This window comes from Pseudoalteromonas sp. HF66 (assembly GCF_011806445.1).
GTDB classification, from domain to species: domain Bacteria; phylum Pseudomonadota; class Gammaproteobacteria; order Enterobacterales; family Alteromonadaceae; genus Pseudoalteromonas; species Pseudoalteromonas apostichopi.
Map to the genome: position 1 here is coordinate 267,795 of NZ_JAATOU010000002.1, position 12,486 is coordinate 280,280.

A 12,486-nucleotide genomic window follows, 5' to 3' on the forward strand; every position below is an offset into this window, starting at 1 on the left:
GCTGTAGTTTATGATACGCTAACCTGTGTTTTTAGCGCCGGGTAACTTTATTCCATCATTATAAAAAACCATACGATTCCCCCCTTCATTCTTTGCTTTGTACATGGCTTTATCGGCACACTGAATTAAATATTCAGCATCACCATAATGTTCAGGAAACAGCACGGCACCAATACTGGGTGAGTAGGTAAGCTCCGCATCATTGTAAACTAAAGGCTGACATATCTCCGCTATTAGCTCATCAACGATTTTAATAACATCACTTTTGTGTTTAATGCTATTGAGAATAACCACAAACTCATCGCCGCCTAAGCGCCCTACACTGTCTTCCTTTCTCAAAACATGACGAATGCGCATTGCAATCGTTTTTAATAGTTTGTCGCCAGCGCCATGGCCATGAACATCATTAACTTGCTTAAAACCATCTATATCGATAAAAAGTACTGCAATCACTGTTGAAATAGTATTTGCAATTGATAATGACTCTTCAAGTTGGGTAGTTAAATAACTACGATTAGGAAGATCGGTGAGGGGGTCGTGTCCCGCCATATATATCAGTTTTTGTTCGAGATTTTTTTGCTCTGTTATGTCATAAGCGATAGCCACTCTGACTTGTTTTTCTTTTGACCAATAGACAGACCACAATACATGAACCACTCTGCCATCTTTCCTTACCCAACGATTTTCAAATCGTGGATGCTGATCATTGACCACAATTTGGTTTATGGCATTAATAGTTTTGGCCCTGTCCTCTGGGTAAACAAAGTCCAGCATATTCCTATCTATAGCTTCTTCTGGTGTGTATCCGAAGATTGTTTCAAAGGCAGGATTAGTAAACAATAACGTACCTTTGGCATCAACTACGCATACAGCATCGAGTAATAGATCAATAATATCTGACAAATAATCTGAGGTATCTCTGTTCATACGCAACTTTTAGGCTTGGTCTACACTGATTATAGACGAAACCAAGCAAGTTACTGAAAGTTTAGCTCTTAGTTGGATATAACTTTTTGCAAAGCCAAGCTGAAATAGCACTGAATACTGCGATACCCGCAAAGTCAGCAATTAAATCGATAAAATCTAATGTTCTCGATTCGACAAAATACTGGCTTAGCTCTTCTAAAATCACAAACGTACTAACAATCAACACAGCTAAATAGATAGGTCGTCCCCCTACAGCCATTATCTTAAATTTAAAGGCAAGGTTGATGAATAACGTGAGTAGACCAAATAAGCAAAAATGCCCCAACTTATCACCGTAAGGAATGACTGCAACGAGATCAAAAAATACCGACTTTTGTCCGGTATTAGCAAGGTAAATAACCCAACCTATAAAACCAAAAAAGCCTATGGCAATTAACACAAGAATACGTTGAAACATCCTTTATGGCGCCATATGAGAGGTTAAAAATAAAAATTGATAGGCAATTACTTTATTCCAATAGTGCCAGTCATGAATGCCTGGGCGTTCAATATAATCATGGCGAATACGCAGGTCTAACATAGCTTGATGTAGTGCTCTGTTTTGCTCTATAAAAAAATCACCTACACCAATATCAAGCATAATCGGTAAGGTATCAGCCCCCTTTTTCCATGCCGTATTGCCTGCAGCAATTTTATGAAGGTTATTAATAATGGCTATGCTATCCCATTTTTCTTTGTTTTCAGCGTAACTGCCGAGTACTTTTGCAAGGTCAAACTCTGCACTAAACGGCCTAACATCGACCCCCGCAGACATTCCTGATACTGCAGCAAACCGTGCTTGGTTATTGATAGCAATATGCAACGCGCCAAACCCTCCCATCGATAAGCCTGTGATTGCACGCCCACTTTTAGACCGATTGGTCGAATAGGTTGAGTCTATATAATTGACTAAATCTTCAGCGATGTAAGTCTCGTATTGCGAACTTTTGTCGATATCTGAATCTAGATACCAAGAGCCATAGTTACCATCAGGATTAACAATGATAACATCATATTGATTTGCTAGTTTTTCTATATCTGTAAGCTTTGTCCAATCACTATGATTGCCACTGTAGCCATGTAAGACATATATAACATTGTATTTTTTTGATTCTTGATAGCCATCCGGTATCGTCACCGTCACAGGTTTTTCTATGGCTGTTTTTTTACCTTTAAACGTATAGGTGTCGGTTTGATAAGCATAAAGCGGTAAGCTGAAAATGATCGATAACGTACAGAGAAACTTTTTCATCATAATTCCTTTTTCTTATTATATTTTCATTTATACGACTAGATGTAAATAATTGAATAGTGATAGATTTTAATATTAGTTTTTAAATTAAATGAACTGCTAAAAATACACTCAAATGGTATAGTAAGGTTACTTTGATTATTAAAAAGCGTCGTCTATGTATCGTTTATTTGAGCGGATGACCAATCCGTTTCCGAAAGAGCAACCTTCTCAACCACCTAATAGCTTATTCGCCTTTTGTCGTCATTATACACGAGGCATGGAACTCTCATTGCTATTAATGTCTTTAAGCGCAGCTGCACTCGCGATTCTAGAAGTCTCGCTTTTTAGCTATATGGGGCAATTAGTTGATTGGCTCGGTCAATACACCCCAGATACCTTATTTATTGAGCAGCAGGCTGAGCTTACAAAAATGGCAATTGTGCTGCTGGTAGTATTGCCCATAGTTGTATTTTTTCACTCAGCAGTGTTACATCAAGCGCTACTGGGTAACTACCCTATGTCTATCCGTTGGCTAGCGCACCGTTATTTGCTTCGTCAAAGTGTTAGCTTTTATCAAAACGAATTTGCTGGTCGTATTGCGACAAAAGTCATGCAGACCTCATTAGCTGTTCGTGAGTCAGTGATGAAACTGCTCGATGTACTAATGTATATCGTAGTCTACTTTGGTGCCATGGTATTTTTAGTCGCTGAATCTGACTGGCGTTTGATGCTGCCATTGTTAGTTTGGTTAGTCCTTTATGCTGCAATTCAGATGTATTTTGTGCCCAAACTCAAAAAAGTAGCCAGCTCGCAGGCAGATGCGCGTTCGGAAATGACCGGACGTGTGGTTGATAGTTATACTAACATTTCAACAATCAAATTATTCTCGTATACGCAGCGTGAAGAGCAATACGCAAAAGACAGCATGGATGTGTTTTTACAGCCGGTATATAAGCAGATGCGTTTAGTTACCAGCTTGAACTTTTCTATCAATACTCTTAATTATTTGCTGGTATTTAGCATTGCCGCTTTGTCATTGTATCTGTGGTCTATTAGTGCCATCAGTGTTGGGGCTATCGCTATTGCAGTGAGTTTATCTCTTAGATTAAACGGTATGGCACAATGGATCATGTGGGAGATCAGTAGCCTGTTTGAAAACATTGGTACTGTTGCTGATGGTATGAAAACCCTATCAACGCCGATTGAAGTAGATGATAAAACAGATGCGAGCACCCTTAACGTTGATAAAGGGTCGATAAGCTTTGAGAATGTGCAATTTAACTATGGTAAAGCGGCTAACGAAACCCATCGCGGCCCTGTTATCAATGGCTTAAACCTTGATATAAAACCAGGTGAAAAAATTGGTTTAGTTGGTCGTTCTGGCGCTGGTAAGTCGACCCTAGTGAACTTATTACTGCGCTTTTATGATGTTGACTCGGGCACTATCCGTATTGATGGTCAAAACATCGCTGATGTAAGCCAAGAAAGTTTACGTAAACATATTGCGATGGTGACGCAAGATACCTCGCTGTTACATCGCTCTGTAAAAGACAACATTCTTTATGGCAGGCCAGATGCAACTGAAGAAGAAATGCTCGCTGCTGCAAAGCAAGCTAAGGCACTTGAGTTCATCGAAGACTTAGAAGATAGCAAAGGTAATAAAGGCTTTGCTGCACAAGTCGGTGAGCGAGGTGTGAAGCTTTCAGGTGGTCAGCGACAGCGTATTGCTATTGCCCGTGTACTGTTAAAAGATGCTCCAATTTTGATATTAGATGAAGCAACTAGTGCCCTTGATTCAGAGGTAGAAGCGGCAATTCAAACCAGCTTAGACGATTTAATGACGGGTAAAACGGTTATAGCAATTGCGCATCGCTTATCAACTATTGCACAAATGGATAGACTCATTGTACTTGATGAAGGTGGCGTGGTTGAACAAGGTTCTCACGAACAGTTAATTGCACAAGGTGGGATTTATGCCGCTCTGTGGTCACATCAAACTGGTGGTTTTATTGGTGTTGATTAGTTAATTTTAACGCTCTACGAAGAGGCATCAACACTGAGTAATTGCTCATGCCTCTTTGTAGTTATTCATTTTTTACACTTTAAATTAAGCGTAAACCAATCAAGATCAGCATTACAATATTAGCCATTGCAGCAATTAAAAAGAAATAGCTTCGTGGGCTCGGGTTCTTTTCGGTTGCTATCATATAATACAAAAGCATATGGATAATTCTGGCGATCACATACACCCATATACAAAGCGCAAATGCACTACTATTCAAGTTTAGAAAAAAACCCAGAAATACTGTCGCTAAGAACAACGGACTATTTTCTAAAGTATTCATAAATGTTCGATGCGAGCGAAACACAAAGCTATCATGACTCAAAGAATTATCTATCTTACCGGGCACTGCGTTTGGCTGCTTTGCTTTACTGACAGCCGCGATTATCCACTGAATAGTCAGCATAATTAGATAAACATACACAGCAAAATAGGCTGAAAAAGTAAGTACAGGCATTTCTTATATCCTTTTATTCAACAACAAGTAAGCCTATATATTGCAAAAACCCGACCAAAATAACCTATTGATTTATAGATACAATTTTTATCAACTTCAAATGTATTACACCATTACTTCGTAAACTGTATAAATTTTACAATTTCAACGTGCTCTTATGTTTTGATGATATCTACAAAGATAATCATCTCTTTTACTTTACCCTAACCTTGAGTCTCTATACCCTTAAGATCTTTTTCTAAAACGTTAGCTGTTTTTCATCTTATTGTTAAAACACTAAACAAATAATAATAAAAGGTTTTATCATGCGTTTAGGTCCCGGACTTCTAGTCACCGCCGCTTTTATTGGCCCAGGAACCATCACTACTGCAAGTGTTGCAGGTGCCAATTTTGGCTTTGCTCTTATTTGGACGTTATTGTTTTCTGTCATAGCAACTATTTTGTTGCAATCAATGGCTGCCCGTCTCGGCGTAGCTACTGGGCAAGATTTAGCGTCTGCACTTAGGACAACCATTCAAACACCTATTTTTAAAGCACTCGCAGCGATATTAGTGATCAGCGCCATTGGTATTGGTAGTGCTGCCTATGAAGCGGGCAATCTGACTGGTGCAAGTTTAGGGCTGCAAGAAATTATGCCATCTGTCAGCCCAATGTTATGGACACCACTTATTGCAGTATTAAGTGCAGTGCTTTTGTACACTGGCAAGCACAAAGTAATTGAAGGTGCGTTAATTGTTTTAGTGGTGTTGATGAGCTTAGTGTTTATATCAACGCTCGTTATGGCCGCTCCACCTCTTAATCAGATATTAAAGGGCTTTATACCGAGCTTACCAAATGATTCAATTACCACGGTACTGGCCTTGATAGGCACAACAATTGTGCCCTATAACCTGTTTTTACATTCAGGAGTACTTGCTGAAAAACACGATAGTTCTAAAAACATTAACAAAGTAATTAAAGAAACGAACCTTGATACCAGTATCTCGATTACTTTAGGAGGTATAATAACCTTAGCCATTCTATCAACGGCATCAGTGGCGTTTTATGGTAGCGATGCAGGAAAAATATCAGCGGCTAATATGGCCGTGCAACTAGAGCCTCTCCTAGGTGGTATGGCACATTATTTCTTTGCTATCGGTTTATGTGCAGCTGGCCTAACTAGCGCAATTACTGCCCCACTTGCTGGTGCTTATGCTGTTTGCGGTATGCTTGGCTGGTCAACACAAATGAGTGATATGCGGTTTAAACTTGTCGCCATTATTATCCTCGTTTTTGGCTCACTTGTCGCATCACTTGGACTTGATCCTGTTGCGGTCATCATCTTTGCGCAAGCGGCTAATGGTTTATTACTCCCAATCGTTACCTGTTACCTTGTTTGGTTAGTTAATCAAAAATCTATCATGAAAGAACACACCAACTCCTTGCTTGTTAACCTTGTAGTCGCCCCGGTACTACTACTTATATTTGGCCTTAGCCTTTATAAACTCAGCAATCTAATTTTTTAAATTTTACTATTACGACATATGCATTAAAAAGGCCGCAAATGTGCGGCCTTTTTGATATCTAAAGCGCTTATTTTGTGTAAGCACGTGGCATCGCTGAGTCAGTTGTATAACGATCGCGTAGTTTATCTTGACGCGCTTCTGTTGAAACCTCTTCACCGTTGATCCACATTTTGCTTACGTGTGAGTTAAGCTCAAATGGATCTGCCGACCACATAACTAGATTTGCACGTTTACCTTTAGCAATTGCGCCTGAGTTTAAACCAAAAACATCAGCAATGTTGCTGGTTACTGCACTAAGTGCTCCTTGTTGGCTCATACCATAAGACACTGCATTACCCGCATCAAAACGTAATTGGTAAACATTATGGCTTGAGTCACCGGCAACACCAATAATGACTTTTACACCCGCTTTTTCAAGCTTACCTGCGTTAGCAAGGTTTGCATGTAATGAATCAAAGCTACCCGGTAAGTTTGCCATTGAGCTAATAATCACAGGTACATCAGCTTTTGCTAGCGTATCAGCAACCACGACAGCATCGTCACCACCATGAATCACTAAGTTAATGCCATAGTTTTCTTTTAATTTAACAAGTTCATAAATGTCGGATGCACGCTGAACACTCGCAATCAGAGGCATATCACCAGCAAGTACAGATGCTAGGACTTTTTGCTCTGTTGATGGCTCTTTTTTGTCATCTTTTTTAGCTGACTTTTCGCCTTCAAGCTTGTCGATAAGTGTTTTCATCGACATAGCACGTGAGCCTTTGCTCTTTTCGCCTAGGTGAACAACAAGTGCAACTTGTTTTTTATTTACACTTTCAAAGCTACCAGATAAATCAACTACAGATGCAAGACCAGCAAATATACTTTCACCGCCGTTTGGTACAATCACATCTTGAGTAATGCCGCCTTTGCGTGCATAAGGGATCAAGCTACTACGTGGGTTGAATGCAAGGCTTGGATCAAAATCGATACCTGCTTTGTCGTCACCACCATCACGTGAACCTGCAACAGCACCCACTTCTACTAGACCTAATTGGTTCATAGTGCCGATAAAGCCAGCAGTCACGATTTGGCCTTTTGCATCAATGGTTGTATCAGCGTTGATAGATGCCGGGTTAATAGCAACAATTTTGCCATCTTCAATAACAACACTTGCGCCTTCTAACACACCTTGCTCTGTTGAAGTGTGTAGTGTTGCATTTACAATCGCTACCGATGCAGCACTTGCTGTCGCAGAAAATAAGCCAGCAGCAACAAGTGACAGCTTTAATGATTTAGTTAATTTTGTCATCAATGTTACTCCTATTTTTGACCTAGCATGAAATCACTTTGTGCTTGGTATTTATCATCATTACGATCATAAACTTTGGCACCATCGATAAATACTTGCTCTGCTTTAGCATAAACACTGAAAGGATTTTGGTTCCAAATAACCACATCAGCTTGCTTACCTGCCTCAAGTGAACCAGTCTTATCATCAATACCCAGCGATTTAGCCGCGTTTGAGGTGATCCATTTGATTGCGTGTTGCTCAGAGATGTCATAACCAACATCATTCGCGCGGTACATAACTTTACCAGCTTCTTGGTTTAAGCGTTGGATTGTTGTATCTGAGTCTGAGTGAACCACTGCACATGAATTTTTAACTGCATCAACAATTGCTACGTTCTCTTGAACCATGTCGTAGGCTTCCATTTTAAAGCCCCACCAATCTGGCCAAAGTGCCGCACAGTTACCATTTTCAGCAAGTAAATCAGCAATTTTGTATGCTTCAACACCGTGATGGAAAGTGCCTGAGTGATAACCGAACTCTTTACCAAGGTCGATCATCATGGCCATTTCTTCTGCTTTATAACAGTGGTTATGAATTAAAATGTCACCTTCTAACACACCAACTAAAGTATCTAGCTTAATGTCGCGATGAGGTGCAGCAGGGTTTTTACCCGCGGCATAATCACTTTCGTACTTATCCCACTCGCGTTTGTACTCAGTTGCTTCAATCCACGCTGTGCGATAACCCGCCATGTTACCCATACGCGTTGATGGTAAAACGCCTTTACGGCCATAAACACGTTTAGGGTTTTCACCACACGCCATTTTTAAACCATATGGTGCATCAGGGAATTTCATACCTTGCATTGTGTGCGAAGGAATATTTTTAAGTGTTACACCACGACCACCAATTAGGTTAGCTGAGCCAGGTAGAATTTGTAATGACGTAATACCACCTTCACGAGCACGGTTGAAACCAGGATCTTGTGGCCATACTGAATGCTCGACCCATACTTCTGCAGTAACTGGGCTGGTCATTTCGTTGCCGTCTTGGTGAGATGCCACTGATGGGGTTGGGTATGCACCTAAATGTGAGTGCACATCAATAATTCCAGGTGTTACCCATTTGCCTTCTGCATCAATCGTTTTGTCAGCTTGTACAGAAAGGTCTTTACCTACTTGCTGTACTTTGCCATCAACAAAGAAAACATCTGCGTTATCTAAACGTTCACCAGTGCCTGTTAAAACAGTTGCATTAGTGATTAAAGTACTTTGTGATGCAAGTGGCTGATAGGTGCTAGGGTATGGATTTTTATTAATTGAGACTTTTGGATCTTGTGGGCCATTGTCTTGGCAGCCCGCTAAAGCGACACCAAGCGCCATAACCAACAAGGATGGTGCAAATTTTTGCATTCTTACGTTCCTCTTTTTTATTATTAGATTACTTTAACTAATTGTTAACTTTAATGCGACTAAACGAGGCCAGTCACCAATATTCAAGACGAATAACCAGCCTCACAGGACACTATTTCTTTATGTAGTTGTTATATAGCTGCTCTAACGCACCTTCAGTCGTTAAACTAGGATCTTTGTTGATAAAATGTTTCACAGTCCGAGTTACGAAGTCAGAGTTTTGTTTATGCTGCTTCGCAAAGCTTTTGATTAGAGAATCAGCGTCATTAGCTGCTGTAACCTTTTCGTGCCTATGCCGATATTGGCTTAAAGCACGATTAAAATCACCATTATAATCCTCAACCACTAGCTTATAAAATTCAGTACGATCTACATTTAAATCATTAATGCAATAATTGAGCGCGTCTTTAAAGTCATAAAAGACTTTTCCTTGCACATCAAATTCAGCACGCTTTTCGCGAATTGTTACGTTGGCATCTTCGGTTGCATAACTATAACCTTGGAATGCAATTCGCTCTGCAGCCTCAGCGCCTAACTTCATACCAGCTTTTATGCTGTGCACAAATTCATCACTCATATCGTGAAGTTCGCTTTCATGCCACATGTGATAAATTCTTAATGCTTTAGCGTATTTTGCTGAAAGTTTCTTTTTTAGTTTTGTAACTCGCCCATCAATGGTCAATACCCGCTCGTTATGCAGTAATGCAAAGCATTCATAACAAGTTGGAATTGATATAAATTCAGCCTCTTCGCCCAAATCTATAATGCTTTGCAGCATATGTAGTGGCGGACAAAAATCTCGCTCAGTTGCTTCACAACCACAATAAAAACATTGATTAAAGTGTTTTGATTCAGATGCATAGGCTTGTTGATAATAGCCTGCTAATTTCGTGGTCACTCATGCTCCTTATACTCTGATTTGCCTTTTTAAGAAAAGGTAGAGTTAATATTTAAATGTAACAGCCACGTAAAAATTAAGCCTTTAATACGAGCTAAAACACGTTTTAATAAAATAAATGAAAAAGATTTCAGCCTATTTGTGTCAAAATTCACACTTTAAAATAGCACTTATCAAGCGGTTAGTTTTGCTTGTTCACATCTACATACTTACTTACATCTTGTCGATTTTCATTAACAGCAATTGTTCTTGTTTAGCGTAATACTTTAAACGTGCCCAGCAAACAGGAAGTGTGAAGTATCCATAAAAGCGAGGTTGCACATACTAAACGTAATACGGACAACAACTGGAGAGAAAGATGAATACGTTAACTACAGCACTAGGTACAGCATTAATTTTAGGTTCTTCACTAGCAGCAACTGATGCAAGTGCAGCACAATTTGTCGCCGCAGATGACTCAGTTGGCACGCAAGCCTGTATGGCCATTGCCTCTAACAAACCATTAAACGTATCAAGCACAATGCGCGATCTACGCTTGAGCAAACGCGTAATGACAGAAAAGCTACTTTGCAATGATATGTCGACAGATAAGTTTGCAAGCACTTATGGTTTTCATAACTCAGCAAAATACTTAAATTTTGAAACAGCTACAAAAACAACTATCCAGGATATCGCTAAAGTATCTGATGACACAGTGATTGTTGTTGCTGGTTCAAAATAATGATTAATTCACTGTAGCAGGTCTTTAAAGGCCTGCTACAAGCTTCTTCATTATACTAGCGCAGCGATTAGGCCAAATAAGCCACCAAACACCCCACCCCAAATCACTAACCAACCTAAATGTTCTTTGATCATGGTTTGAATGATATCTTTTACCATTGTTGGCGTAAGCTCATTCAAACGCTCATCAACTAAACGCTCAACTGTACTATGTAAAGAGCCACCAAGATGAGAGTTGGCAAATAGCTTTTCATCAAGAATCATTTTAAATTCGTCGCTTTTTGAAATATCAATCACCGCTGCTTTCATTTTATCAATGAAAGGTTCACGCATTGGCTCTAGCGCATCACGCCCACCGAACATTGAAAGCATGCCGCCAAATTGTGAGTTTTCGATGACCTCAATTAAAGAATCATAAGCCGGACTGAGGTTAACTTCACTAATCACAGGCTCTAAATCAATGTTTGGTTTTGCTAAAGCCATCACCTGATCGATTTTCTCTTCAGCGAAGAATTCTGTCATCACCAAGTTGCGGATAGCGACTTTAAAAGAGGCAAACTTTAATGTTATGACCCCTGAGCCATATAAAAATGGTACTTTTTCGAATAGCATGTGTATAGCAAGCCAGTTTGTTACTGCGCCCGATAACGCAAATAAACCAACAGAAAGTACTATTGCTTGTTCAAATAAAAACCCGACTAATACTAATGCAAACGCCACTAAATTAGTAATGAGACTTTTATTCATCTGACCCCTCATAAATACTTCGATAAACTTTAATAATATTAACGCTATGGGTTTGTTAATTCATCGTCTTTTTGCCATAGTTTAACTATATGGTTAAAAGGCGAACAAAATTATGTGGAATTCAGTGAATGAACAGATTAGCCAAGCGATGCATTTTGATTTTAAGCATACCTTTAAACGCCAATTAAAATCGCCAAATAACGACAGATACTTCCAAATTGGTGATGATTTACATCATTTCTTTGTGAAAGTAGCTCATTTGAGTGATCTTGAGCGCTTCGAATGCGAAGCCTTGAACCTTAAGCTTTTAACTCAAGAAAGCCTATTTATGATCCCAGATTGCATAACAACAGGTTGCAACATAGAGTTTTCATTTATGGTGCTTGAATGGTTAGAGCTTAATAAACAGCCTCATAATAATACTAATTGGCATGAAATGGGTGAGTATCTTGCCAATTTGCACCAAAAACATACTCAAGCCATGTTCGGCTTCGATAACGACAACTTTCTTGGCTCAACTCTACAACCTAATCGCTGGCACAAAAAATGGGATGTATTTTTTGCTGAAGAACGAATAGGTTGGCAATTACAGCTATTACAAGAAAAAGGCATAGAGCTTGTCGATCAAGATACCTTTATTGCCTTTGTTAAAGATGCTCTGCATAGCCATGTTGTTGAGCCTTCACTATTACACGGTGATTTTTGGCGCCGGAATATGGGCTTTTATAATAATGTACCTAGTGTGTTTGACCCTGCTTGTTATTATGGTGATCGGGAATGCGATATTGCAACGAGCGAGCTTTATGCCCCACTCCCCGATAGCTTTTATGATGCCTATAACGATATCTACCCACTGCAGGTAGGTTACGAGCATCGTAGAGCTATTTACCAACTATACCCAATGCTCAATAATGCCAACATATTTGCCGGGCACTATCTTACTGAAGCAAAACAACATATTCAGCAGCTACTAAAATAACCGCGAAATCACTGTAAAATGGATGTCATAAACTACTAAACGTGACTATATTTATCTTATAAGGCGTATAAACAAAGATGCTAGCCGTTTGTTGTAGCACTACGCTTATAAACAATTCGGTTAGTGAGTTATACCAATCTGATTAAATCTACATTCATTTTTTATGTTTTAGAGTTTAATTCAGATTGCAATTTAACGAACTCAGGCATGCCTGATTAAGGTAAAAGCTG

12 protein-coding genes are annotated in these 12,486 nt (G+C 39.4%); 4 read left to right on the forward strand and 8 right to left on the reverse strand.

Annotated features, from left to right (window positions below):
* Window positions 1-18: 18 nt before the first annotated feature.
* The 3 genes from HCZ11_RS04045 to HCZ11_RS04055 all read right to left on the reverse strand — a co-directional run bounded on the left by HCZ11_RS04045 (window position 19) and on the right by HCZ11_RS04055 (window position 2,218).
* Window positions 19-927 (reverse strand): diguanylate cyclase, encoded by a 909-nt coding sequence (locus tag HCZ11_RS04045; RefSeq protein ID WP_130051580.1) that lies wholly within the window; start codon window positions 925-927, stop codon window positions 19-21.
* A 61-nt stretch (window positions 928-988) separates the two neighbouring features.
* A complete protein-coding gene (locus tag HCZ11_RS04050) occupies window positions 989-1,384 on the reverse strand; it encodes a VanZ family protein (protein ID WP_167657722.1) in 396 nt (131 codons plus the stop codon).
* A gap of 3 nt (window positions 1,385-1,387) precedes the next feature.
* A complete protein-coding gene (locus HCZ11_RS04055; protein ID WP_254869064.1) occupies window positions 1,388-2,218 on the reverse strand; it encodes an alpha/beta hydrolase family protein in 831 nt (276 codons plus the stop codon).
* A 157-nt stretch (window positions 2,219-2,375) separates the two neighbouring features.
* On the opposite strand from HCZ11_RS04055, the gene HCZ11_RS04060 reads away from it, so the two are divergent.
* Window positions 2,376-4,223, forward strand: a complete 1,848-nt coding sequence (locus HCZ11_RS04060; protein WP_167657724.1) for an ABC transporter ATP-binding protein — start codon at window positions 2,376-2,378, stop codon at window positions 4,221-4,223.
* A 79-nt stretch (window positions 4,224-4,302) separates the two neighbouring features.
* Here HCZ11_RS04060 and HCZ11_RS04065 read toward each other — a convergent pair whose 3' ends face one another.
* Complete coding sequence (locus HCZ11_RS04065; RefSeq protein ID WP_167657725.1) at window positions 4,303-4,719, reverse strand: MAPEG family protein; 417 nt, start codon at window positions 4,717-4,719, stop codon at window positions 4,303-4,305.
* A gap of 305 nt (window positions 4,720-5,024) precedes the next feature.
* On the opposite strand from HCZ11_RS04065, the gene HCZ11_RS04070 reads away from it, so the two are divergent.
* Window positions 5,025-6,224, forward strand: a complete 1,200-nt coding sequence (locus HCZ11_RS04070) for an Nramp family divalent metal transporter (RefSeq protein WP_130051587.1) — start codon at window positions 5,025-5,027, stop codon at window positions 6,222-6,224.
* A gap of 67 nt (window positions 6,225-6,291) precedes the next feature.
* On the opposite strand, the gene HCZ11_RS04075 is transcribed toward HCZ11_RS04070, so the two are convergent.
* From HCZ11_RS04075 to HCZ11_RS04085, 3 genes are all read right to left on the reverse strand, one after another.
* Entirely contained in the window at window positions 6,292-7,518 is a 1,227-nt protein-coding gene (locus HCZ11_RS04075; RefSeq protein ID WP_130051588.1) for an amidohydrolase family protein, read from the reverse strand.
* 11 nt (window positions 7,519-7,529) lie between these two features.
* Window positions 7,530-8,912 (reverse strand): amidohydrolase, encoded by a 1,383-nt coding sequence (locus HCZ11_RS04080; RefSeq protein WP_167657726.1) that lies wholly within the window; start codon window positions 8,910-8,912, stop codon window positions 7,530-7,532.
* Window positions 8,913-9,024: 112 nt separating this feature from the next.
* On the reverse strand, window positions 9,025-9,810 hold the full coding sequence (locus tag HCZ11_RS04085; RefSeq protein ID WP_167657727.1) for a hypothetical protein: 786 nt from the start codon (window positions 9,808-9,810) through the stop codon (window positions 9,025-9,027).
* 358 nt (window positions 9,811-10,168) lie between these two features.
* Here HCZ11_RS04085 and HCZ11_RS04090 point away from each other — a divergent pair, with 358 nt between their 5' ends.
* On the forward strand, window positions 10,169-10,531 hold the full coding sequence (locus HCZ11_RS04090; RefSeq protein ID WP_167657728.1) for a DUF3718 domain-containing protein: 363 nt from the start codon (window positions 10,169-10,171) through the stop codon (window positions 10,529-10,531).
* Window positions 10,532-10,581: 50 nt separating this feature from the next.
* Here HCZ11_RS04090 and HCZ11_RS04095 read toward each other — a convergent pair whose 3' ends face one another.
* Window positions 10,582-11,277, reverse strand: a complete 696-nt coding sequence (locus tag HCZ11_RS04095; RefSeq protein ID WP_167657729.1) for a DUF445 domain-containing protein — start codon at window positions 11,275-11,277, stop codon at window positions 10,582-10,584.
* A 112-nt stretch (window positions 11,278-11,389) separates the two neighbouring features.
* On the opposite strand from HCZ11_RS04095, the gene HCZ11_RS04100 reads away from it, so the two are divergent.
* Window positions 11,390-12,256, forward strand: a complete 867-nt coding sequence (locus HCZ11_RS04100) for a fructosamine kinase family protein (RefSeq protein ID WP_167657730.1) — start codon at window positions 11,390-11,392, stop codon at window positions 12,254-12,256.
* The last annotated feature ends 230 nt before the right edge of the window (window positions 12,257-12,486 follow it).

What these genes read in the sequence shown, in the direction of transcription:
- HCZ11_RS04050 (WP_167657722.1), bottom strand. Translation starts at nt 1,384, where the DNA reads ATGTTTCAACGTATTCTTGTGTTAATTGCCATAGGCTTTTTTGGTTTT.
- HCZ11_RS04100 (WP_167657730.1), top strand. Translation starts at nt 11,390, where the DNA reads ATGTGGAATTCAGTGAATGAACAGATTAGCCAAGCGATGCATTTTGAT.
- HCZ11_RS04095 (WP_167657729.1), bottom strand. Translation starts at nt 11,277, where the DNA reads ATGAATAAAAGTCTCATTACTAATTTAGTGGCGTTTGCATTAGTATTA.
- HCZ11_RS04070 (WP_130051587.1), top strand. Translation starts at nt 5,025, where the DNA reads ATGCGTTTAGGTCCCGGACTTCTAGTCACCGCCGCTTTTATTGGCCCA.
- HCZ11_RS04075 (WP_130051588.1), bottom strand. Translation starts at nt 7,518, where the DNA reads ATGACAAAATTAACTAAATCATTAAAGCTGTCACTTGTTGCTGCTGGC.
- HCZ11_RS04080 (WP_167657726.1), bottom strand. Translation starts at nt 8,912, where the DNA reads ATGCAAAAATTTGCACCATCCTTGTTGGTTATGGCGCTTGGTGTCGCT.
- HCZ11_RS04060 (WP_167657724.1), top strand. Translation starts at nt 2,376, where the DNA reads ATGTATCGTTTATTTGAGCGGATGACCAATCCGTTTCCGAAAGAGCAA.
- HCZ11_RS04065 (WP_167657725.1), bottom strand. Translation starts at nt 4,719, where the DNA reads ATGCCTGTACTTACTTTTTCAGCCTATTTTGCTGTGTATGTTTATCTA.
- HCZ11_RS04045 (WP_130051580.1), bottom strand. Translation starts at nt 927, where the DNA reads ATGAACAGAGATACCTCAGATTATTTGTCAGATATTATTGATCTATTA.
- HCZ11_RS04055 (WP_254869064.1), bottom strand. Translation starts at nt 2,218, where the DNA reads ATGAAAAAGTTTCTCTGTACGTTATCGATCATTTTCAGCTTACCGCTT.
- HCZ11_RS04090 (WP_167657728.1), top strand. Translation starts at nt 10,169, where the DNA reads ATGAATACGTTAACTACAGCACTAGGTACAGCATTAATTTTAGGTTCT.